Below are 22,474 nucleotides of genomic sequence, written 5' to 3'. Positions count from 1 at the left end.
ACCTCTCATGCAAACGGCCCGCGGGGAGCGCAGGCCGTATCGGTTGGCGGACGTACGGACGCGGGTCACTCGGAGATGACGTCGGTTCCCTTGGGAATGTCGAAGGTGAACAGATCTGCCTTGAGCGGCTGATTCAGCTTGACGCCTTGAAACAGGATATTGGTGCGCTGGCCGACACCATCGACCATTTGCATGTCATTGATCACGTTGCCGCGGAATGACAGGCGCAGGGTATCGAACAGAGTGTCCTTGGCCTTGGGTTTGAGCGTGAAATCCACCACCTCGCCCGCTTCCTGATGCGAAACGTCGAAATTCTCGCTGATGGCCGACACATCGCCAGAAAGCAGCAAGGCCGGCGTGTGAGTCAGACGCTGATCCAGTGTCTGGATGGTCACCTGCTCGAGGTCCGGATCGTACAACCAGACCTTCTTGCCATTGGAGATGAGCAACTGCTCCATCGGCTCGTCGGTGTGCCAGCGGAACTGACCAGGCCGCTTCAGGGCCATCTCGCCGGACGTTTCCTGAAGCTGGGTACCGGTGCCGTCGAGAGACAGTTGGGAAAAGCGCCCGGTCAGGGTTTCAGCCTGCTGCAGCAAGCCGGTCAGGCGCTGCACGGAGGCGGATTGGTCAGCCTGAGCCGGGACCAGGGTAAACAGCAGAGCGGATGCAAACAACACGCGAATCAATTGCATGAGGCCCTCGGTGCGACTAGTCGCGGGTGGGAGGCGGCGCGAGCACTTCGCGCGAGCCATTGGTATTCATAGAGGTGACGACGCCCGCCATTTCCATGGCTTCGATCATACGAGCGGCGCGGTTGTAGCCGATCTTGAGCTTGCGCTGCACGGCCGAAATCGATGCGCGACGGCTTTCGGTAACGAAGCGCACGGCCTCGTCGTAGAGCGGATCTTCCTCGCTACCCTCGCCGCTTCCACCGTCACCGCCTGAGCTATCGAAACCGCTGCCCGACTCCTCGACGCCCACCAGAATTTCTTCGATGTAGTCGGGCGCGCCACGCGCTTTCCAGGCCTCGACGACGCGATGCACCTCGTCGTCGGAAACAAAGGCGCCGTGCACCCGAATCGGCAGACCGGTACCCGGCGGCAGATAAAGCATGTCGCCATGGCCCAGCAGTTGTTCGGCGCCGCCCTGGTCAAGGATGGTGCGTGAGTCGATCTTGCTCGACACCTGGAATGCCATGCGCGTCGGGATGTTGGCCTTGATCAGACCGGTGATCACATCCACCGAGGGGCGCTGGGTCGCGAGGATCAAATGAATACCCGCGGCCCGGGCCTTCTGTGCGATACGCGCGATCAGTTCTTCGACCTTCTTGCCGACGATCATCATCATGTCGGCGAATTCATCCACCACCACGACGATGGTCGGCAGCTTCTTCAACAACGGCGCTTCATCTTCCATGCTCTCGCGGCGATACAGCGGATCGGTGAGCGGCGTACCGGCCTCCTCCGCTTCTTTCACCTTGCGATTGAAGCCCGCCAGGTTACGTACGCCCATGGCTGCCATCAGTTTGTAGCGACGTTCCATCTCGGCGACGCTCCAACGCAGCGCGTTAGCCGCCTCCTTCATGTCGGTCACCACCGGGCACAGCAGATGCGGGATGCCTTCGTAGATCGACAATTCGAGCATCTTCGGGTCGATCATGATCAACCGCGCATCTTCAGGCGTGGATTTGAACAGAATCGACAGGATCATCGCATTCACCCCGACCGATTTACCCGAACCGGTGGTACCAGCAACCAGCAGGTGAGGCATTTTCGCTAGATCGGCGATCACCGGCTTGCCTCCGATGTCGTGGCCGAGCGCAATGGTGACCGGCGACTTGGCGTCGTCGTATGGCGCGGACGACAGCACTTCTGAGAACCGCACGATTTGACGATCTTCGTTGGGGATCTCGATGCCCACGGTGGTCTTGCCGGGAATCACTTCGACCACGCGCACGCTGATCACAGCCAGAGAGCGCGCCAGATCCTTGGCCAGGTTGGAGATCCGGCTGACCTTGACGCCAGCCGCCGGCTGGATTTCGAAGCGAGTGATGACCGGACCCGGGTGGACCGACTCGACAATGACCTCGACACCGAACTCCTTCAGCTTGATTTCCAGCAACCGCGACATGGCTTCCAGCGACTCAGGCGAGTACTGCTTCTGCTGCTTTTCAGCGACATCCAGCAGCGATAGCGGCGGGACACTGCCCTCGATAAGCGGGTCGACAAAGAGGTTGGCCTGTTTTTCCTTCAAGACGCGCTTACTTTGCTCAACAGGCTTCGGCGGTGCGACGGGCGGGATAACCGGCGCTGGGCGTTTTTCCCGCTCGCTCATGTGCTTGCTCAGCGACTCCTCACGCTCGAGCAAGCGCTCCTTCACCCTGGCGCGCTCACGCTGATCGGAGAGCGAACCGGCCACTTCGTTGACTACATCATCAGCCTCACGCAGTTGCGCGACGAGCTGCTTGCGCTCGTTTCGAGCAGACCACCAACGGCTGAAGAGGCTCTGGATCAGTTCGATCAGGTCGAGCGTGATCTTGCCAGTCAGGTCCATTACTTTGAACCAGGACAGGTCGGTGAAAACCGTCAGGCCGAACAGGAAGAAAGCCAGCAGCAACAAGGTGCTGCCCTGAACATTGAGCGCCGCCTCGGCGAGCTGACCGAGACTTTCGCCCAATGCTCCTCCTGCCGAAGCAGGCAGATTATTGGCGAACTGGAAATGGATATAGGCCAGCGCAGAGCCCGAAAGGATCAGGAACACGAGCCCGATCAGCCGCCAGGAAAACAGCCAGCCGTTCCAGGCCCAGGGTTGATGACGCGCACGAAACACCTGCCAGGTCTTGATCCCCAGCAGCAACGGAAACAGGAACGCAAAATAGCCGAGCGCCATGAACAGGACATCGGCGAACCAGGCCCCGGCGCGACCAGCGGCGTTCTGGACTTGCTGGACGTTGCTGGTGTGAGTCCAGCCGGGATCGGCCGGATCGTAGGTGAGCAATGCCATCCAGAGGTACGCGCACAGAGCGCCAAGCGCAATCAAAGCGCCCTCTTTGAGACGGTAATGCAACTGTTGCCGCCAGACGGAAGCCGGCGCGGTAGAGGAGGTATTCTTCAAAACGCTTTATTTCCTGCGCCTGCGGCGCGCTCTATGAACCGTATTCAGCCAGATAATTGGACATTGTACGGGTTTGTCGATTCGATGGCATGCCGGTTCCGCGCCGGCTTGGGCTTTTCTCGATGCTTCGGTGTAGCATAAACGCCAGTTTTTTCAGCGCGGCTCGACTGGAGCACGCTTCTCTATTCGCAACAAAGGCTTATGAGGGCTTTTTATGAATGAAGTCAAGCATTCACGTCTGATCATCCTCGGCTCGGGCCCGGCCGGTTATACCGCCGCGGTATATGCCGCCCGTGCCAATCTGAAGCCTGTCATGATCACCGGCATCCAGCCCGGCGGCCAGCTCACGACCACCACCGAAGTGGACAACTGGCCCGGTGATGTCGAAGGACTCACTGGCCCGGCGCTCATGGAACGGATGCAAAAACACGCAGAGCGCTTCGACACCGAAGTAGTGTTCGACCACATCCATACCGCCGAACTGCAACAGCGTCCTTTCGTTCTCAAAGGCGATAGCGCTACATACAGCTGCGATGCGCTGATTATCGCGACAGGGGCTTCGGCTCAGTATCTTGGACTGCCATCGGAAGAAGCATTCGCGGGGCGCGGCGTGTCAGCCTGCGCTACCTGTGATGGATTCTTCTACCGCAACCAGGTGGTTGCAGTGATCGGTGGCGGCAACACGGCCGTCGAGGAAGCGCTTTATCTATCCAACATCGCCAAAGAAGTACATCTGATCCATCGTCGCGACAAGCTGCGCTCTGAAAAGATTCTGCAGGACAAGATCATGGAGAAAGCCGCTAATGGCAACATTCACCTCCATTGGAACCACACACTGGAAGAAGTACTGGGCGATGCCAGCGGCGTCACCGGCGTGCGACTGAAGAGTACCCTGTCGGGAGAAGAACAGAAACTTGACCTGTCGGGCGTATTCATTGCTATCGGTCACAAGCCCAACACCGATCTGTTCGAAGGCCAGCTTGAAATGAAAGACGGCTACCTCAAGATCAAAGGGGGCAGCGAAGGCGATGCTACCTGCACAACTATTCCAGGCGTATTCGCAGCGGGCGACGTGGCCGATCATGTGTATCGTCAGGCGATTACCTCCGCCGGCGCCGGCTGCATGGCCGCACTCGATGCCGAAAAGTATCTGGATCAATAACCAGCCCTCAGGGCGGATGTCCACATCCGCCCCTCGTGACGTATCGATATGCTGACCTGGTTGCAGCGCGACGACCTGTCGTTCCCCCCGCTAGAAAAGGCCATGCGTGACCCCAACGGGCTACTCGCCGCGGGAGGCGACTTATCGCCAGAGCGTTTACTGGCAGCCTACCGGCATGGGTGCTTCCCCTGGTATCAGGACGGACAACCGTTGCTCTGGTGGTCGCCCGACCCTCGCACGGTGCTGTTTCCAGAGGAGCTGCACGTCTCACGCAGCTTGCGCAAGAAACTACGCCAAGGGGCGTTCGACATCACTTTCGATCGCGCCTTCCGAGACGTGATCGAGGGCTGCGCCGGCCCGCGCAGTTACGCTGACGGGACCTGGATCACGACACCGATGCAGGAAGCCTACGAAAAACTGCATCAGCTCGGCATCGCGCACTCGGTCGAAGTCTGGCAAGACGAACGGCTGGTCGGAGGCCTCTATGGCCTGGCCATGGGTCGACTATTCTTCGGCGAATCAATGTTCAGCCGCACGACTGATGCATCCAAGGTGGGGTTCGTGACATTAGTGGAACGTCTCCGAGGCTGGGGCTTCAAATTGATTGACTGCCAGATGCCGACACAGCACTTGGCCAGTTTCGGTGCGCGAACCATCGCCCGCCAAACCTTCGCCGAGATGCTCGCCAGATACCTGGACGACCCCAGTTCCGCCCGATGGGAGACCTAGTCCACGAAGCCAAGCTGACCTACACTGACTTTAAGATTTTCGAGAGCTGACCATGACTTCACTGGCTCGTCTCAAGTTCTATGCTACCCAGCCCCACGCGTGCAGTTATCTGCCCGACGAGCAGGCTACTACGCTCTTCCTCGACCCCAGTCAGCCGATGGACGTACAGGTGTATGCAGAACTCTCGGAAATGGGGTTCCGCCGCAGCGGCGATCATCTTTACCGCCCCCATTGCCAGCGCTGCACCGCCTGCATTCCTGCTCGCATATCTGCCGAAGGACTACAGCTCAATCGCCAGCAGAGGCGTATTCTCAAGCGCAACGCGGACCTGATCGTTACCAATGTTCGGCCTTCATTCACCGAAGAGTACTACTCGCTCTACGCCAGCTACATCGAGCGACGTCACGCTGACGGCGACATGTATCCGCCGAGCCGAGATCAGTTCCATACCTTTCTGGTTCGTGATCTACCCTTCTCTCGCTTTTACGAGTTCCGCCTGGACGGTCGCCTGCTCGCCCTCGCAGTGACCGATGTGCTGCCCAACGGCCTGTCTGCGGTTTACACCTTCTACGACCCAAGCGAGGAGCGCCGCAGCCTTGGTCGCTTCGCAATTCTCTGGCAGGTCGGCGAGGCGGCACGGCTCGGCCTGAAGGCAGTCTATCTAGGCTATTGGATCAAGAACTGCCGCAAGATGAGCTACAAGACCGAATATCGCCCTATCGAACTGCTGGTTAACCAGCGCTGGATAACTCTGAGTTGAGCCCTTGGCTCTCGGAGCCCTTTCAGGCACAATACTTGCCGCTTTTACCCGGGCATTCTTCGCACCGGGTCAATCATTGAACACCGAGGGCTCTACTGAATGTCGAAAGAAGACAGCTTCGAAATGGAAGGTACTGTCGTCGACACCCTGCCCAACACCATGTTTCGTGTGGAGTTGGAAAATGGGCACGTCGTTACTGCGCACATCTCTGGAAAGATGCGCAAGAACTACATCCGGATTCTTACCGGCGACAAGGTTCGCGTAGAACTGACGCCGTATGACTTGAGCAAAGGTCGCATCACTTACCGCGCCCGCTAACAGGTCGCGAGAATGAATGCCCGGTAATGACCGGGCTTTTTGTTTCTGCGGAGTTAGTATTCAGGCCTAGCCGGACGCTTGTCATATTCACCGACGGCTAAAGACTTTGCCATCGCTCAGACCAGATGATCACAAGAAAACGCCCGGCATCGCCGGGCGTTTCTGTTACAGCGCAGTGACAGGTTCTAAGCCAACTCGGCCGAGGTTTCGAAGTCGAAGAACGGTTCGCCATCACGAATATCGATGTGCACCACGCCTCCATGTTCGGCCAATTCACCAAAGAGTATTTCCTCGGCCAACGGACGCTTGATTTTATCCTGAATCAAACGAGCCATCGGCCGCGCGCCCATCTGGGGATCATAACCACGCTCAGCCAGCCAGCCACGCGCCGCATCCGACACCTCGAGCGTGACATGTTTATCCTCGAGCTGTGCCTGTAGCTCAATGAGAAACTTATCGACGATGCTCTTGATGACCTCGTGACTCAGACGACCGAACTGGATGATGGTATCCAGGCGGTTACGAAACTCGGGCGTGAAGCTCTTCTTGATAACTTCCATCGCGTCCGATGCATGGTCCTGATGGGTGAAACCAATCGAAGCGCGCGCCGCGGTCTCTGCCCCTGCATTGGTGGTCATGATCAAAATGACGTTACGGAAATCCGCCTTGCGGCCGTTATTGTCCGTCAGCGTCCCGTGATCCATCACCTGCAACAACAGATTGAACACCTCTGGATGCGCCTTTTCGATTTCGTCGAGCAAGAGCACGCAATGCGGTTGTTTGGTGATCGCCTCGGTTAACAATCCACCCTGATCGAAGCCAACATAGCCTGGCGGCGCACCGATCAAACGCGACACGGTATGACGCTCCATGTACTCGGACATGTCGAAGCGCACCAGCTCGACGCCCAGCGCCCGAGCCAACTGACGAGCCGCCTCCGTCTTGCCGACACCGGTAGGGCCTGCAAAAAGGAACGAGCCCACAGGCTTGTCAGGCGCTTTGAGCCCTGCCCGGGACAGTTTGATGGCAGTAGCCAGCGAATCAATCGCATCGTCCTGACCGAACACAGTCAATTTCAAGTCGCGCTGCAGATTGCGCAGCAACTCCTTGTCCGACGTGCTGACATGCTTAGGCGGAATCCGCGCGATTTTGGCAACGATGTCTTCAACCTGTTCGACATCGATCCGAGCGGCGCGCTTGTCCTCCGGCTGCAGACGCTGGAACGCCCCCGCCTCGTCAATGACATCTATCGCCTTGTCCGGCATATGCCGATCATTGATATAGCGCGAGGCCAGCTCAGCAGCTGCACGAAGCGACTCATCACTGTACTCGATGCCATGATGCTGCTCGAAGCGCCCCTTTAGGCCACGCAGAATACCAATGGTGTCCTCAACGGACGGCTCGGAGACGTCAACCTTCTGGAAGCGTCGAGCCAGCGCCCGATCCTTTTCGAAGATCCCGCGAAACTCCTGGAACGTGGTCGATCCAATGCAGCGAATCTCTCCTGAGGACAGGAGCGGCTTAAGTAGATTGGACGCATCCATCACGCCGCCAGACGCAGCGCCAGCGCCGATAATCGTGTGGATCTCGTCAATGAACAGGACCGCCTGGGGCCGCTTGCGCAGCTCGTTCAATAGCGCCTTGAAGCGCTTTTCGAAATCGCCACGATATTTTGTGCCGGCCAGCAAAGCGCCAAGATCGAGGGAATAGACGACACTGCTGGCGAGCAGGTCAGGGACTTGATTATCGACGATGCGCTTTGCCAGCCCCTCGGCAATAGCGGTCTTGCCGACCCCAGCCTCACCCACCAATAACGGATTATTCTTGCGCCGACGAGCCAGAATCTGAGCGACTCGCTCGACCTCGTGTTCACGCCCGACCAGCGGATCGATACGCCCCTGACGAGCCAAGTCGTTGAGATTGCTTGCATAGGCATCGAGCGGATTACCCGAGGCAGCAGAGTCCCCCCCCTCCTCGTCTTGCATCTCCGAATCGCTTTCTGGATTACCGCTATTCCCAGGAACCTTTGAGATTCCATGAGCGATGTAATTGACGACATCGATGCGGGCGATGTTCTGCTGTTTGAGCAGAAATACCGCCTGGCTTTCCTGCTCGCTGAAGATCGCAACCAAGACATTCGCGCCAGTCACTTCACGCTTGCCGGAGCTTTGCACATGAAACACAGCACGCTGAAGCACGCGCTGGAAGCCCAAGGTTGGCTGGGTCTCACGCTCTTCGTCATGCTGGGGAATCAGCGGCGTAGTGGAGTCGATGAATTCCTGCAGGTCGTGCCGCAATTTATCGAGGCCGGCGCCGCAGGCCCGCAAGACCGTTGCGGCGGCTTCATTGTCCAGCAGGGCTAACAGGAGATGCTCAACCGTCATGAATTCATGACGCTTGGTACGAGCCTCCTTGAACGCCAAATTCAGAGTGACTTCGAGCTCACGGTTCAACATAGCTTTCACCTCTTACCCAGCAGTCGGGTTTAACCGTCCTTCTCGATCTCACAAAGCAACGGGTGCTGGCATTCCCTTGCATATTGATTGACCTGCATCGCTTTGGTTTCCGCAACGTCCCGTGTATAGACGCCACAGACGGCCCGCCCTTCGGTATGAACCGCCAGCATAATCTTGGTGGCGAGCTCCCGATTGTGATTGAAAATTCCCTCAAGCACCTCCACGACGAAATCCATCGGCGTGTAGTCATCATTAAACATGACAACTTTGAACATCGGTGGTGCCTTCAGTTGCGGCTTGGCTTCTTCGACTGCCAAGCCGGAAGAGTCGTCGTCCAAGGGCTTGGGGCGATCCTGATTGAATATTAGTCGAATCTTTGGAGATGCACGCATGCGTATAACAGTTCTAGATCGGGGCGCCGAGGCCGGGTAATTGGAAGGGCTTCACAGCCACCTGACGAGTCGCCTTGACTATCGGCAAAACGATGATACAAACAGTATGTGCCACAACGGCAACGGGCTGCGCGTGTGGACCATGAGCTGCATCAGCGCGGAATGAAATGGATGTTACTCCAGTGATGGACTCCTTTGCAGAGGGATAACAGCATGCTAAGCGGTAAGGTCAAGTGGTTCAACAACGCCAAGGGCTATGGATTTATCGTAGCAGACGGCGGCGATGAGGACCTGTTCGCCCACTACTCTGCCATTCAGATGGAAGGGTACAGAACTCTGAAAGCTGGGCAAGCGGTCATGTTTGATATTCTGCAAGGTCCCAAGGGCCTGCACGCAACCAATATTCAATCGCTGCAAAGCGCTGTGGAAACAGTGGCGCCTGTCTCACAGAGCGCTACCGTAGACGCCTGATTCCAGGCAGCAAAAAGGCCGATCGATGATCGGCCTTTTTGTGTTGCTCCCACGAATTACATGTGGGAAATCATTGCGTCGCCAAATTCCGAGCAGGACATCAGCTTCGCGCCGTCCATCAGACGCTCGAAATCATAGGTCACTGTCTTGGCAGCGATTGCGCTTTCGGTCGATTTGATGATCAGATCCGCTGCTTCCAACCAACCCATGTGGCGCAGCATCATCTCGGCGGAGAGGATGAGAGAGCCCGGATTGACCTTGTCCTGCCCGGCGTATTTCGGGGCAGTGCCGTGGGTGGCTTCGAACATGGCCACGGTGTCGGATAGATTGGCGCCCGGAGCAATACCGATACCACCGACTTCTGCCGCGAGCGCATCGGACAGGTAATCACCATTCAGATTCAGCGTAGCGATGACGTCATACTCAGCCGGACGCAGCAGGATCTGCTGCAACATGGCATCAGCAATGGCGTCCTTGACGACGATATTCTTACCGGTGTTCGGGTTCTTGAACTGCATCCAAGGGCCGCCGTCCAGCAACTCGGCGCCGAACTCATCGCGAGCCACCTCGTAGCCCCACTCCTTGAAGGCACCCTCGGTGAACTTCATGATGTTGCCTTTGTGCACCAACGTCACGGAGCTGCGATCGTTATCCACTGCATATTGCAGGGCCTTGCGAACCAGACGCTTGGTGCCCTCGAGCGAAACCGGCTTGATGCCAATGCCGCAGTTCTCAGTGAAACGGATCTTCTTGACACCCATTTCCTCGGTAAGGAATTTGATGACTTTTTCCGCTTCCGGTGAACCGGCCTTCCACTCGACACCCGCGTAAATGTCTTCCGAGTTCTCCCGGAATATGACCATGTCCACATCGGCAGGCTTTTTCACTGGACTAGGCACACCGGTGAACCAGCGAACTGGGCGCTGGCAGACGTAGAGATCCAGCTCCTGACGCAGAGCAACGTTCAACGAGCGGATCCCACCACCGACCGGTGTAGTCAGCGGCCCCTTGATTGACACCACGTAATCACGAACGACGTCCAGGGTTTCTTTCGGCAGCCATGTGTCCTGATCGTAGACCTGGGTCGCCTTCTCGCCCGCATAGATTTCCATCCAGGCGATCTTGCGCTCGCCTCCGTAGGCCTTTTCAACGGCCGCGTCGACAACCTTGATCATCACCGGACTGATATCGACCCCGATCCCGTCACCCTCGATATAAGGAATGATGGGGTTGTTGGGAACGTTCAGGGTGTTATCGGCATTGACGGTGATTTTGTCACCGCTGGCAGGCACCTGGATCTTTTGGTATCCCATGCTGGACTCCGTTTTGTGGTTAAACATTAAACAGTGGTCATCTCCGAAGAGTAACCCAGCTGAATCGGCCGAAACTAGATGTTCATTCGTCTTATGGCTTGGGCATTCTTTGACAACGGGTCGCGGTGATATACTGCTTAGGTGACTAACGAGTCATGAGGGGCCAACCGATCTCCAACGAGATCCTTGCTCCTGAAACCGCCAGCTGCCAACCGCAGCCGGACGGATCAAACGCTCAACACTCTAGTGGTGCTGCATCCAACATCATCGCGGCGAATCTCGAAACTGGCTCGACAAACTGTAGCCAGAGCGCTTACCTGCGCATTTCTGGATTCTGTGCACGCTCAGCAAGAGAGAGTCAACTCTACATGTCCACCCGCTCGAAGATTATCTATACCTTCACCGACGAAGCCCCGGCGCTAGCCACCTACTCGCTTCTGCCTATTGTAGAAGCCTTCGCCGCCTCCGCCGGCATCTCCGTCGAAACACGTGACATCTCTCTTGCAGGGCGCATTCTTGCAAGCTTTGCCGACCAGTTGGACGCAGACAAGGCGGTCGCTGACGACCTGGCCGAGCTCGCAGAGCTGACCAACCAGCCCGACGCCAATATCGTCAAGCTTCCGAACATCAGCGCTTCCGTTCCTCAGCTCAAGGCAGCCATTACCGAACTTCAGGCGCTCGGCTACAACATCCCCAACTTCCCGGAAGATCCACAGACCGAAGCGGAGAAAGACGCTCGTTCACGTTACAGCAAGGTTCTCGGTAGCGCGGTGAACCCGGTACTGCGCGAAGGCAACTCCGACCGCCGCGCGCCCGCAGCAGTAAAGGCGTTCGCCCGCAAGCATCCACACTCGATGGGCAAGTGGAGCAAGGCTTCGCAGTCGCATGCCGACTACATGCGTGGCGGCGATTTCTTCTCCAGCGAGCAATCCATCACCATGGCTAGCGCTGGTGATGTGCGCATCGAATTTGTTGGCAAAGACGGCGGAGTGGAGCTCAAGAAGCAACTCACTCTGCAGCAAGGCGAAGTTCTCGATGGCATGTTCATGAGCTGCCAGAAACTGCGTGCATTCTTCGAAGACACCTTGCAGGACTGCAAGGAAACCGGCGTGATGTGGTCGCTGCATGTCAAGGCCACGATGATGAAGATCTCCCACCCAATCGTGTTCGGCCATGCCGTGAGCGTCTATTACAAGGACGTGTTCGACAAGTACGGCGAGCTGTTCAAGGAACTGGGGGTCAATCCGAACAATGGTTTGAGCAGCGTCTACGACAAGATCAAGTCTCTCCCTGATTCCCAGCAGGAAGAGATCCTGCATGACATCCACGCGTGCTATGCAGGACGCCCGGAAATGGCGATGGTCGACTCCGTCAAAGGCATCACCAACCTGCACATCCCGAGCGACGTAATCGTCGATGCGTCCATGCCGGCGATGATTCGCAGCTCCGGACAAATGTGGGGCAAGGACGGCAAGCTCAAGGACACCAAAGCCGTGATGCCGGAAAGCACCTACGCCCGCATCTACCAGGAGATGATCAATTTCTGCAAAACCAACGGCGCGTTCGACCCGACCACGATGGGTAGCGTCCCGAACGTCGGCCTGATGGCGCAGAAAGCTGAAGAGTACGGCTCGCACGACAAGACATTCGAGATGACGGCCGACGGCACCATGCGCGTCGTGCTGGCGGACGGTACAGTCCTGATGCAACACGAGGTGGAAAAAGGTGATATCTGGCGCGCTTGCCAGACCAAGGACGCGCCTATTCGTGACTGGGTCAAACTGGCCGTGACCCGCGCCCGCCAGTCGAACACCCCAGCAATATTTTGGTTGGATCCGGAACGCGCCCATGACCGCGAGCTCCAGAAGAAGGTCGAAGTCTATCTCCAGGAGCACGATCTGACGGGTCTTGATATCCGCATGATGGACTACAACGAAGCCATTCGCGTGAGCATGGAGCGCCTGATCCGCGGCCAGGACACCATCTCGGTGACCGGCAACGTATTACGCGACTACCTCACTGACCTGTTCCCGATCATGGAGCTGGGCACCTCGGCGAAGATGCTCTCGATCGTCCCGCTGATGGCCGGCGGCGGCATGTACGAAACGGGCGCCGGCGGCTCGGCACCTAAGCACGTGCAGCAGCTGATCGAAGAAAACCACCTGCGCTGGGATTCACTCGGTGAGTTCCTGGCGCTGGCGGTATCGCTGGAAGAAACCGGAATCAAGACCGACAACGTCAAAGCCAAGCTACTCGGCAAGACACTGGACGCCGCCACCGGCAAGCTGCTCGATAACAACAAGTCCCCATCGCGCCGCACTGGCGAGCTGGACAATCGCGGCAGCCATTTCTATCTGGCGCTGTATTGGGCTCAGGAGCTGGCCGCACAGACCGAAGACCTGGAACTGCAAGCGCACTTCGCACCGCTGGCCAAGCAGCTGAGCGAAAACGAAGAAGCGATTATCGCCGAGTTGGCCGCCGTCCAGGGCAAGCCGGTGGACATCGGTGGCTACTACCGATCCAACCCGGAGCTGACCAGCCAGGTCATGCGTCCTAGCGCGACCTTCAACGCCGCGCTCGCCGCGCTGGCCTGAGTCGCCTGGCGCTAGATGGCGCCGCTGTATCGGAACCCCGGCCTGGTGCCGGGGTTTTTCGTTTTTATGCTGCGCACGGGTCGCTACCATCAGCTTTTTTACGCGAAGGACTCACCGGACATGACCTGGCACCCCCATATCACCGTGGCAACGATAGTGGAAACAGACGGCCGCTTCCTCATGGTCGAAGAATCCAAAGGCGGCCGGTTGGTACTGAATCAACCGGCGGGTCATCTCGAACCCAACGAGACACTGCGCCAGGCCGCTGTGCGCGAAACGCTCGAGGAAACGGGATGGGACGTCGAGCTGAGCGGTGTCGTTGGCATCTATCTCTATACCGCGCCAAGCAATGGCGTGACCTATCAGCGCGTCTGCTTCTCGGCCAACCCGGTTCGACATCATCCACAGCGCCCGCTCGACAGCGGTATCGTCGGCGCGCCCTGGATGACACGTGACGAATTGGCAGCGCAACCGGAGCGTTGGCGCAGCGAGTTGATCCTGCGCTGCATCGACGACTATCTAGCGGGACTGGTTTACGACCTTGCCGTAATCCGCGACTGATCCGCCTTAACCGCTGGCTGGGCCAGCCTGTTAGAATTGCTCCTTTGCAGTCAGCCCTGAGTCTTTATGTCTGATTCAACGTCCGTTGCTCCTGAACACCTACGCGTCATAGTCGGTATGTCCGGTGGCGTCGACTCCTCGGTTTCCGCCCTGCTTCTCCTCGAGCAGGGATATCAGGTCGAAGGCCTGTTCATGAAGAACTGGGAAGAAGATGACGGCACCGAATACTGCACCGCACGGGAAGATCTGGCTGACGCTCAGGCCGTCTGCGACCGGATCGGCATCAAGCTACATACCGCGAATTTTGCAGCTGAATACTGGGACAACGTGTTCGAGCACTTCCTGGCCGAATATAAAGCGGGACGAACTCCGAACCCGGACATCCTTTGCAATCGCGAAATCAAGTTCAAGGCGTTCCTCGACTATGCCCTGGCGCTCGGTGCCGACATGATTGCGACCGGGCATTACGTGCGTCGCCGTGACATTGCTGGGCGCAGCGAGCTGCTCAAGGGGCTCGATCCGAACAAGGACCAAAGCTACTTCCTGCATGCCGTCGGCGGCGACCAACTGAGTAAGACGCTGTTTCCAGTGGGTGAACTGGAAAAGCCAGCCGTCCGGGCCCTTGCCGAAAAGCACGGCCTGGCGACCGCAAAAAAGAAAGACTCAACCGGTATTTGCTTCATTGGTGAACGGCGTTTCAGCGATTTCCTCAAGCAATATCTACCGGCTCAGCCAGGCGACATCGAGACGATCGACGGCGAAGTGATCGGCCGTCACTACGGCCTCATGTACCACACTATCGGCCAGCGTCAGGGCCTGGGCATTGGTGGCCTCAAGGATGCGGGCGACGAGCCCTGGTACGTATTGAGCAAGGATCTCGAGCGCAACGTGCTGGTGGTCGGACAGGGCAACGACCATCCCTGGCTGTTCTCGCGCGCCCTGCTTTGCTCGGAGATTTACTGGGTCAATCCGATCGAACTGTCGGCTCCCTTGCGGCTCACCGCCAAGGTTCGTTATCGGCAAGCTGATCAAGCCTGCACACTGGAGCAGACCGCCAACGGCTATCGGGCCGTGTTCGACGAACCCCAACGCGCCGTCACCCCTGGGCAGTCCGTAGTGTTCTACGACGGCGACGTCTGTCTCGGCGGCGGAGTGATCGAAAAGGCCGAGCCCTGGTTCGCAGGAGTTCGTCCATGACGCCGTTGCAAGAACAGCTGATAGCGCTCAGCGCAGTCTTCGAAGCAGCCGCGCTGGTCGACCGGATTGCCCGCACAGGGCAAATACCAAACGCCGCGCTGGGCAGCATGCTGGGGAGCCTTCTGGTTCGCGAGGATAAACCTGCGCTGGAGATCTACGGCGGCGACGACCTTAATCTGCGCGACGGCTATCGAGCCCTTGTCGGAGCCCTGGAGCGCGACACCAGCAGCCTGCAACGCGAGCCATTGCGCTACGCCTTGGCGATGATCGGCCTGGAGCGTCAACTGGACAAGCGCAAGGACCTGTTACAAGTGATCGGCAACCGCCTGGATCAGATACAGCAGCAAGTCGACCATTTCGGGCTGACCCACGAAAACGTGATCGCCTCCTTTGGTGGTCTGTATCAGGACACGCTCAGTACCTTTCGCCAACGCATCCAGGTGCAAGGCGATATGCGCCACCTTCAACAAAGCGATAATGCCGCCAAGATCCGCGCCCTGCTGTTAGCCGGGATTCGCTCCGCGCGTCTCTGGCGGCAGCTCGGCGGGCACCGTTGGCAAATGGTTTTCAGCCGGCGTAAGTTGCTCGACACGCTGTATCCGATGCTCCGACCGGAATAAGCGGCGGCCGCCCGACGCGACAACCGTTCTAGCCACGGCGGCAGTCATTCCTCCGCATTCATGTATAATCTGCGCCCTCTTTTCGTTGCTCGACTGTCCGAGAATGCCTTCTATGCAGCTTTCCTCGCTCACCGCGGTTTCCCCTGTCGATGGCCGCTACGCCGGCAAAACCAGCGCCCTGCGCCCCATTTTCAGCGAGTTCGGTCTTATTCGCTGCCGCGTTCAGGTTGAAGTCCGCTGGTTGCAGCGTCTGGCCTCACATGCCGGGATACCGGAGGTCGCGCCCTTTTCCGACGAGGCCAACGCCCTCCTCGACCAGTTGGCCGAGAACTTTCAGCTCGAGCATGCCGAGCGGGTCAAAGAATTCGAGCGCACCACCAATCACGACGTGAAAGCAGTGGAGTATCTCCTCAAGGAGCAGGCCAAACAGCTGCCGGAGTTGGCCAAGGTCAACGAATTCATCCACTTCGCCTGCACTAGTGAAGACATCAACAACCTTTCCCACGCGCTGATGCTGCGTGAAGGCCGCGATGATGTTCTGCTGCCGCTGATGCGCCAACTCGCGGACGCCATCCGCACCCTGGCGGTCACCCATGCTGATGTCCCCATGCTGTCGCGTACGCACGGCCAACCCGCCTCGCCAACAACCCTCGGCAAAGAGCTGGCCAACGTGGTTTACCGCCTGGAGCGACAGATCGCGCAGGTCGCCGCCGTCCCGCTGCTTGGCAAGATCAACGGCGCCGTCGGCAACTACAACGCGCATCTATCGGCCTATCCCGATATCGACTGGGAGGCTAACGCCCGCGAATTCATCGAAGGCGATTTGGGCCTGACATTTAATCCCTATACCACCCAGATCGAGCCTCACGATTACATCGCTGAGCTGTTTGATGCGATTGCGCGCTTCAACACCATTCTCATCGATTTCGACCGCGACATCTGGGGCTACATTTCGCTGGGCTATTTCAAGCAGCGTACCGTTGCTGGCGAAATCGGCTCTTCGACCATGCCGCACAAGGTCAACCCGATCGATTTCGAAAACTCCGAAGGCAATCTGGGCATCGCCAACGCGCTGCTGCAGCACTTGGCGAGTAAGCTGCCGATCTCCCGCTGGCAACGTGACCTGACCGACTCCACCGTGCTCCGCAACTTGGGCGTCGGTTTCGCGCACAGCGTCATCGCCTACGAGGCAAGCCTCAAGGGCATCGGCAAGCTGGAGCTCAACGAAGCGCGCATCGCCGAAGATCTCGATGCCTGCTGGGAAGTACTGGCCGAACCGATCCAGACCGTCATGCGCCGCTACGCCATCGAGAACCCCTACGAGAAGCTCAAGGAACTGACCCGAGGCAAAGGCATCAGTCCCGAGGCGCTGCAAGCTTTCATCGATGGCCTGGATATGCCGGCCGACGCCAAGGAAGAATTGCGCAAGTTGACCCCTGCGAGCTACATCGGCAACGCCGCAGCTCAAGCCAAGCGGATCTGAGCGAATCCCCTATTTGCACGCCCGGCTGTGCCGGGCGTTTTTATTTGCAGCTCTGTAGCAGAGCAAGGTACCTGGCATGACATCCGATATCCCTTTGCAAATTCTCGGTGGCGTCAGCGCCCGCGAGTTCCTGCGTGATTACTGGCAAAAAAAACCGCTCCTGATCCGTCAGGCGATTCCTTCGTTCGAAAGCCCGGTTTCCCCGGACGAACTGGCCGGCCTTTCGCTGGAAGAAGAAGTCGAGTCGCGCCTCGTCATCGAGCACGGCGCGAATCCATGGGAGCTGCGTCGCGGTCCGTTCAACGAAGAGACCTACCAGAACCTCCCAGAGCGCGATTGGACGCTTCTGGTCCAGGCGGTGGATCAGCTGGTACCCGAAGTAGCCGAACTCATCGAGCATTTTCGCTTCTTGCCCAACTGGCGGATCGACGATGTGATGGTCAGCTTTGCGGCGCCGGGTGGCGGCGTCGGGCCGCATTTCGATAACTATGACGTGTTCTTACTGCAAGCTCATGGCCAACGCCGCTGGCGGCTGGGGCAGATGTGCGATGGTGACAGCCCTCTGCTGCAACACGCGGATCTTCGCATCCTCGCCGACTTCCAGGGCACGGACGAGTGGGTCCTCGAGCCCGGCGACATACTCTATCTGCCACCGAGGCTGGCGCATTTCGGCATAGCCGAAAATGCCTGCATGACCTACTCGCTGGGCTTCCGAGCGCCTAGCGCGGCGGAAGTTCTGACCCATTTCACCGACTTTCTTGTGCAGTTCCTACCTGATGAAGAGCGTTACAGTGACGCCGATCTGGCCCCGATAGAAGATCCGCACCAGATCCAGAGCGATGCGCTGGACCGTCTGCGGGCCATGCTTGCCGAGCATATGGGTGATGAGCGGCTGCTGCTCACCTGGTTCGGTCAGTTCATGACCGAGCCCCGCTATCCGGAACGCGTGCAGGGTCCTGAGATCGAAGAGCAGGCGCTATTTTCGGCGCTGGAGGACGGCGCCCTGCTGGTGCGAAACCTAAGCGCGCGCCTGGCCTGGAGCGAAGTCGACATCGGCTTGCTATTATTCGCCAGCGGCCAAAGCCGCCTGCTGCCCGGTCATCTGAAGGACCTGCTGAAGCTGATCTGCTCAGCGGATGCTCTGCATACGGAAAACCTCTCTGAATGGCTGAACGACGAGGACGGGCGTAATCTGGTATGGCAATTGGTCAAACAGGGAAGTCTGGAGTTTGCTGATGAGTGATATAGAAGTTCGCATCGCCGACTGGCAGCAGGACAATGCCGATCTGCGGCGGATTCGTGAAACTGTATTCATTGCTGAGCAGTCGGTACCACCCGAGCTGGAATGGGACGCGGACGATTCCGAGGCGGTGCACTTTCTCGCGCTGGAAAGCGGCTACCCCATCGGTACCGCACGATTGCTCAACGACGGGCACATCGGGCGCGTCTCAGTCCTTCGCGACTGGCGCGGAATGAACGTCGGAGGCGCGCTGATGAAAGCGGTCATCGAAGAAGCCGAGCGCCGCGGACTCAGTGAACAGCGACTCACCGCCCAGGTGCATGCCACAGCGTTCTACGAACGACTCGGATTCAAGGTCATCAGTGACGAGTTCCTTGAAGCGGGACTACCCCACGTCGACATGCTTCGAAAGAGCAGCTGAGCTTGCCATGAGCGCGGATGACCCGGATCACTCGGACGCTGCACCTGAATTGCCAGCTATCGAGTTCCTATCTCCGGGTCGCTTCTTGGTTGACAATCCACCAACCACGCAGAACCCGCCCGACCAATGGCAGCCCGCGCCTTTCGTTCTAAGAGAGACGATGGCGATTCAGCGCTTCGAATGTCTCGACGATGCCCGCCGGCACGCGCTCGCACTGCTCGGGCAGGCACACCGCAGCCTGAGTCTTTACAGCCCCGATCTAGAGCCGCCGCTGTACAACCACAGTAGTATTCAACAGGCTTGCGTACGTTTTCTCCTGGCGCATCCGCGCAATCGTCTGCGTGTGCTGCTCGAGGACACCTCGCGCGCCGTCAAACAGGGGCACCGCCTGCTCGGTTTGTCACGTCGATTGAGCAGTAACATGCAGATCCGCAAGCGCCACCCCGAGTATCCTGCGCACACATGCGCCTTCCTCGTCGCGGATGATTGCGGAGTAATGGTTCGCCCTGAGCCGGATCAGATGATCGGCTATGCGCTTTATAACGATCCCGGCCGCACTCGCCAGCTACAGCGAGAGTTCGACACCGCCTGGGACCATAGTCTGTCCGATCCCGACCTACGGAGCTTTCTGCTATGACTCGCCGCCTTCTCGTCGCGCTCTTGCTACTGGCCAGCATGACACTCCAGGCTGCGACCGAAGTGATCCCGCTGAGCTATCGCATGGCCGAGGATGTATTGCCGATCGCTCAGTCCGTTGTCGGCGATCAGGGCAAGGTGAACGCCTATGGCAATCAACTGATCGTCAACGCGCCCGCCTCGGTGATCAGCGAACTGCGTGATGTGCTGTCTAAGCTGGACAGCGAGCCACGAAGATTGCTCATCAGCATCGATACGCAAAACTCGGCGACGGGGGATGACAGCGGTTACCGCGTCGACGGGTCGGCGCGCGCTGGTGACATCGAAATCCAGACCGGGCGCGGCGAGCAGAACGGACGCGATCAGGTTCGCATTATCCGCCGCAGCACCAGCAGCCAAGGCAGCGGTGTCCAGCAAGTCCAGGCAACCGAGGGGTACCCGGCCCTGATCCAGGTCGGCCAAAGCGTGCCACTGACGACCAGCGGCACCGATGGTTACGGCCAGATCTATCAACAAACCCAATACCGCAACGTCACGCGCGGTTTCTATGCCACCGCCACGGTTCACGGGGACCGCGTACAGGTAACCATTAGCAGCCACCAAGATCGCATGAGCTCTTCCGTTCCTGGCGCTATCGACATTCAGGAAACAGATACCCGAGTCAGCGGCCGGCTCGGGGAATGGATTTCGCTCGGCGGTATCGACGAAAGCGCCAGTTCCAATCAGAGCGGGACCCTTCGCCGCTACTCCACCCAAGGTCGCCAAGATCACTCGTTACGAATCAAAGTAGACAGCCTGGATTAAGCAAAGCCCAAAGCATTTGTCGCGCAGCACCAAATATGTAGTGCTATAAAAAAAGCACTACAAAACATTTGACGAACCTTTTTTGCCAGCGCATTATGGCCCCGCTCCCGCTAACCAGGGGCCCTGGCAAGGGTCTCCGGATCGCGCTCAGCCAACCAGCAGAGCCGTTCCGTGACTGTACTGCCCACAAGGCGGACTGACGAGGTTGCGACTGGAACGAGTCGTCCTGAGGGACGGGGAAGCGATTAACGCATCAGCTCGAGACGTCAGTACTGCTCGCCACGCAAAGGCCTTGTGCCACTGCGTGTGGAATGCCACGAATCATTCCAAAGCTTGCCGGCTCCTCTTGCGGTCGTAACTGCAAACCCTCCTCTCCTTGGTTCAATCCTCGTCCCGGTCGGTATTTCGACGCTCTGCCGCGTGTTGCCCGCATGATCAGCGTAAGCACGTAGGTTTCGGTGGGAAAGTCGGTGCTCAACCAAACACGAATTTTTTGAAGGATTGACCATGTCCGCTTATCAAAACGACATCAAGGCCGTTGCCGCTCTGAAAGAAGTAGCTGGAAGCAGCTGGAGCGCTATCAACCCTGAATCCGTAGCTCGTATGCGCGCTCAGAACCGCTTCAAGACCGGTCTGGAAATTGCCCAGTACACCGCCGACATCATGCGCAAAGACATGGCTGAATACGACGCCGATTCGTCCGTCTATACCCAGTCGCTGGGTTGCTGGCATGGCTTCATCGGTCAGCAGAAGCTGATCTCCATCAAAAAGCACCTGAAAACGACCAACAAGCGCTACCTCTACCTGTCGGGTTGGATGGTTGCCGCTCTGCGTTCCGAGTTCGGCCCGCTGCCGGACCAGTCCATGCACGAGAAGACCGCCGTTTCCGACCTGATCGAAGAGCTGTACACCTTCCTGCGTCAGGCTGACAGCCGCGAACTGGATCTGCTGTTCACCGCTCTGGACGCTGCTCGCGAAGCCGGCGACCAGGCCAAGGCTGCCGAGATCCAGAATCAGATCGACAACTACGAAACTCACATCGTCCCGATCATCGCCGACATCGACGCTGGCTTCGGTAACCCTGAAGCCACCTACCTGCTGGCCAAGCGCATGATCGAAGCCGGTGCCTGCTGCATCCAGATCGAAAACCAGGTTTCCGATGAGAAGCAGTGCGGCCACCAGGACGGCAAAGTTACCGTTCCGCACGCCGACTTCCTCGCCAAGATTGCCGCCGTTCGTTATGCCTTCCTCGAACTGGGCATCGACAACGGTGTGATCGTGGCGCGTACAGACTCTCTGGGTGCAGGCCTGACCAAGCAAATTGCCGTAACCAAAGAGCCGGGCGACTTGGGCGACCTGTACAACTCTTTCCTCGACTGCGAAGAAATTACCGAAGCCGAACTCGGCAACGGCGACGTCGTCATCAAGCGTGAAGGGAAGCTGCTTCGTCCGAAGCGCCTGCCAAGCAACCTGTTCCAGTTCCGCAAGGGCACCGGCGAAGACCGCTGCGTCCTGGACTGCATCACCTCGCTGCAGAACGGCGCTGACCTGCTGTGGATCGAAACCGAGAAGCCGCACGTGGGCCAGATCAAGGCCATGGTCGATCGCATCCGCGAAGTCATTCCGAATGCCAAGCTGGTGTACAACAACAGCCCGTCGTTCAACTGGACGCTGAACTTCCGTCAGCAAGTGTTCGATGCCATGGTTGCCGAAGGCAAGGACGTTTCCGCCTACGACCGCGCCAAGCTAATGAGCGTCGAGTATGACGAGACCGAGCTGGCCACCCGCGCAGACGAAATGATCCGCACCTTCCAGCGCGACGGTTCCGCCCAGGCTGGCATCTTCCATCACCTGATCACGCTGCCGACCTACCACACCGCCGCGCTGTCCACCGACAACCTGGCCAAGGGTTACTTCGCCGAAGAGGGCATGCTCGCCTACGTCAAGGGTGTGCAGCGCCAGGAGCTGCGTCAGGGCATCGCCTGCGTCAAGCATCAGAACATGGCTGGTTCCGATATCGGCGACAACCACAAGGAGTACTTCGCTGGCGAGGCTGCTCTGAAGGCCAGCGGTAAAGACAACACCATGAACCAGTTCCATTAAGAGCTGTTCAGGCTCGGGCGTCGGCCCGAGCCAGTGGTGCAAGTGATGCCCCGGCATCCGTCCGAGATGCTGTTCACTAGCGGAACAGCATCTCGGTTCA

At 58.4% G+C, this 22,474-nt stretch carries 20 protein-coding genes; 15 read left to right on the top strand and 5 right to left on the bottom strand.

The window, feature by feature from the left end; genetic code table 11:
• Nucleotides 1–65: 65 nt before the first annotated feature.
• Together lolA and ftsK are read right to left on the bottom strand one after the other, a co-directional pair.
• Complete coding sequence (gene lolA / locus MCB86_RS21315; protein WP_045161622.1) at nucleotides 66–692, bottom strand: outer membrane lipoprotein chaperone LolA; 627 nt, start codon at nucleotides 690–692, stop codon at nucleotides 66–68.
• A 16-nt stretch (nucleotides 693–708) separates the two neighbouring features.
• Nucleotides 709–3,114, bottom strand: a complete 2,406-nt coding sequence (gene ftsK, locus MCB86_RS21310) for a DNA translocase FtsK (protein WP_196298644.1) — start codon at nucleotides 3,112–3,114, stop codon at nucleotides 709–711.
• A gap of 214 nt (nucleotides 3,115–3,328) precedes the next feature.
• Here ftsK and trxB point away from each other — a divergent pair, with 214 nt between their 5' ends.
• From trxB to infA, 4 genes are all read left to right on the top strand, one after another.
• A complete protein-coding gene (gene trxB / locus MCB86_RS21305) occupies nucleotides 3,329–4,276 on the top strand; it encodes a thioredoxin-disulfide reductase (RefSeq protein ID WP_045161620.1) in 948 nt (315 codons plus the stop codon).
• A gap of 48 nt (nucleotides 4,277–4,324) precedes the next feature.
• A complete protein-coding gene (aat, locus tag MCB86_RS21300; protein WP_239612094.1) occupies nucleotides 4,325–5,005 on the top strand; it encodes a leucyl/phenylalanyl-tRNA--protein transferase in 681 nt (226 codons plus the stop codon).
• A 52-nt stretch (nucleotides 5,006–5,057) separates the two neighbouring features.
• Complete coding sequence (locus MCB86_RS21295) at nucleotides 5,058–5,765, top strand: arginyltransferase (RefSeq protein WP_045161618.1); 708 nt, start codon at nucleotides 5,058–5,060, stop codon at nucleotides 5,763–5,765.
• Nucleotides 5,766–5,864: 99 nt separating this feature from the next.
• Nucleotides 5,865–6,083, top strand: coding sequence for a translation initiation factor IF-1 (infA, locus tag MCB86_RS21290; RefSeq protein WP_002553999.1), 219 nt, complete (start codon nucleotides 5,865–5,867; stop codon nucleotides 6,081–6,083).
• 185 nt (nucleotides 6,084–6,268) lie between these two features.
• On the opposite strand, the gene clpA is transcribed toward infA, so the two are convergent.
• Together clpA and clpS are read right to left on the bottom strand one after the other, a co-directional pair.
• Nucleotides 6,269–8,539, bottom strand: coding sequence for an ATP-dependent Clp protease ATP-binding subunit ClpA (clpA, locus tag MCB86_RS21285; RefSeq protein WP_045161617.1), 2,271 nt, complete (start codon nucleotides 8,537–8,539; stop codon nucleotides 6,269–6,271).
• A gap of 29 nt (nucleotides 8,540–8,568) precedes the next feature.
• Nucleotides 8,569–8,931 (bottom strand): ATP-dependent Clp protease adapter ClpS, encoded by a 363-nt coding sequence (gene clpS, locus MCB86_RS21280; RefSeq protein WP_045161614.1) that lies wholly within the window; start codon nucleotides 8,929–8,931, stop codon nucleotides 8,569–8,571.
• Between the two features lie 213 nt (nucleotides 8,932–9,144).
• Here clpS and cspD point away from each other — a divergent pair, with 213 nt between their 5' ends.
• Complete coding sequence (cspD, locus tag MCB86_RS21275; RefSeq protein ID WP_045161613.1) at nucleotides 9,145–9,402, top strand: cold shock domain-containing protein CspD; 258 nt, start codon at nucleotides 9,145–9,147, stop codon at nucleotides 9,400–9,402.
• 56 nt (nucleotides 9,403–9,458) lie between these two features.
• Here cspD and icd read toward each other — a convergent pair whose 3' ends face one another.
• Complete coding sequence (gene icd, locus MCB86_RS21270) at nucleotides 9,459–10,715, bottom strand: NADP-dependent isocitrate dehydrogenase (protein WP_045161611.1); 1,257 nt, start codon at nucleotides 10,713–10,715, stop codon at nucleotides 9,459–9,461.
• A 368-nt stretch (nucleotides 10,716–11,083) separates the two neighbouring features.
• Here icd and MCB86_RS21265 point away from each other — a divergent pair, with 368 nt between their 5' ends.
• The 10 genes from MCB86_RS21265 (at nucleotide 11,084) to MCB86_RS21220 (ending at nucleotide 22,374) form a co-directional block, all read left to right on the top strand.
• Nucleotides 11,084–13,309 (top strand): NADP-dependent isocitrate dehydrogenase, encoded by a 2,226-nt coding sequence (locus MCB86_RS21265; RefSeq protein ID WP_239612093.1) that lies wholly within the window; start codon nucleotides 11,084–11,086, stop codon nucleotides 13,307–13,309.
• A gap of 120 nt (nucleotides 13,310–13,429) precedes the next feature.
• The gene (locus MCB86_RS21260) at nucleotides 13,430–13,870 is read left to right on the top strand and encodes an NUDIX hydrolase (RefSeq protein ID WP_239612092.1); all 441 of its coding nucleotides are present in this window, start codon (nucleotides 13,430–13,432) and stop codon (nucleotides 13,868–13,870) included.
• A 66-nt stretch (nucleotides 13,871–13,936) separates the two neighbouring features.
• The gene (mnmA, locus tag MCB86_RS21255) at nucleotides 13,937–15,067 is read left to right on the top strand and encodes a tRNA 2-thiouridine(34) synthase MnmA (RefSeq protein WP_196298643.1); all 1,131 of its coding nucleotides are present in this window, start codon (nucleotides 13,937–13,939) and stop codon (nucleotides 15,065–15,067) included.
• Nucleotides 15,064–15,687: a high frequency lysogenization protein HflD gene (gene hflD / locus MCB86_RS21250; protein WP_045161608.1), complete on the top strand. Its 624-nt coding sequence runs from the start codon at nucleotides 15,064–15,066 to the stop codon at nucleotides 15,685–15,687. The genes mnmA and hflD overlap by 4 nt, the downstream gene beginning before the upstream one ends.
• A gap of 112 nt (nucleotides 15,688–15,799) precedes the next feature.
• A complete protein-coding gene (gene purB / locus MCB86_RS21245) occupies nucleotides 15,800–17,170 on the top strand; it encodes an adenylosuccinate lyase (RefSeq protein ID WP_239612091.1) in 1,371 nt (456 codons plus the stop codon).
• 76 nt (nucleotides 17,171–17,246) lie between these two features.
• Entirely contained in the window at nucleotides 17,247–18,413 is a 1,167-nt protein-coding gene (locus MCB86_RS21240) for a cupin domain-containing protein (protein ID WP_239612090.1), read from the top strand.
• Complete coding sequence (locus MCB86_RS21235; RefSeq protein ID WP_045161604.1) at nucleotides 18,406–18,831, top strand: GNAT family N-acetyltransferase; 426 nt, start codon at nucleotides 18,406–18,408, stop codon at nucleotides 18,829–18,831. The genes MCB86_RS21240 and MCB86_RS21235 overlap by 8 nt, the downstream gene beginning before the upstream one ends.
• Before the next feature lie 7 nt (nucleotides 18,832–18,838).
• Nucleotides 18,839–19,468, top strand: coding sequence for a hypothetical protein (locus MCB86_RS21230; protein ID WP_045161603.1), 630 nt, complete (start codon nucleotides 18,839–18,841; stop codon nucleotides 19,466–19,468).
• Nucleotides 19,465–20,271, top strand: a complete 807-nt coding sequence (locus MCB86_RS21225) for a secretin N-terminal domain-containing protein (protein WP_045161602.1) — start codon at nucleotides 19,465–19,467, stop codon at nucleotides 20,269–20,271. The genes MCB86_RS21230 and MCB86_RS21225 overlap by 4 nt, the downstream gene beginning before the upstream one ends.
• A 507-nt stretch (nucleotides 20,272–20,778) precedes the next feature.
• A complete protein-coding gene (locus MCB86_RS21220) occupies nucleotides 20,779–22,374 on the top strand; it encodes an isocitrate lyase (RefSeq protein ID WP_045161600.1) in 1,596 nt (531 codons plus the stop codon).
• The last annotated feature ends 100 nt before the right edge of the window (nucleotides 22,375–22,474 follow it).

The sequence above is a fragment of the Pseudomonas sp. KSR10 genome (assembly GCF_022355455.1).
GTDB classification, from domain to species: Bacteria; Pseudomonadota; Gammaproteobacteria; order Pseudomonadales; family Pseudomonadaceae; genus Stutzerimonas; species Stutzerimonas stutzeri_E.
Note: the sequence above shows the minus strand (reverse complement) of the source record. Positions and strands in the feature narration are given on the sequence as shown.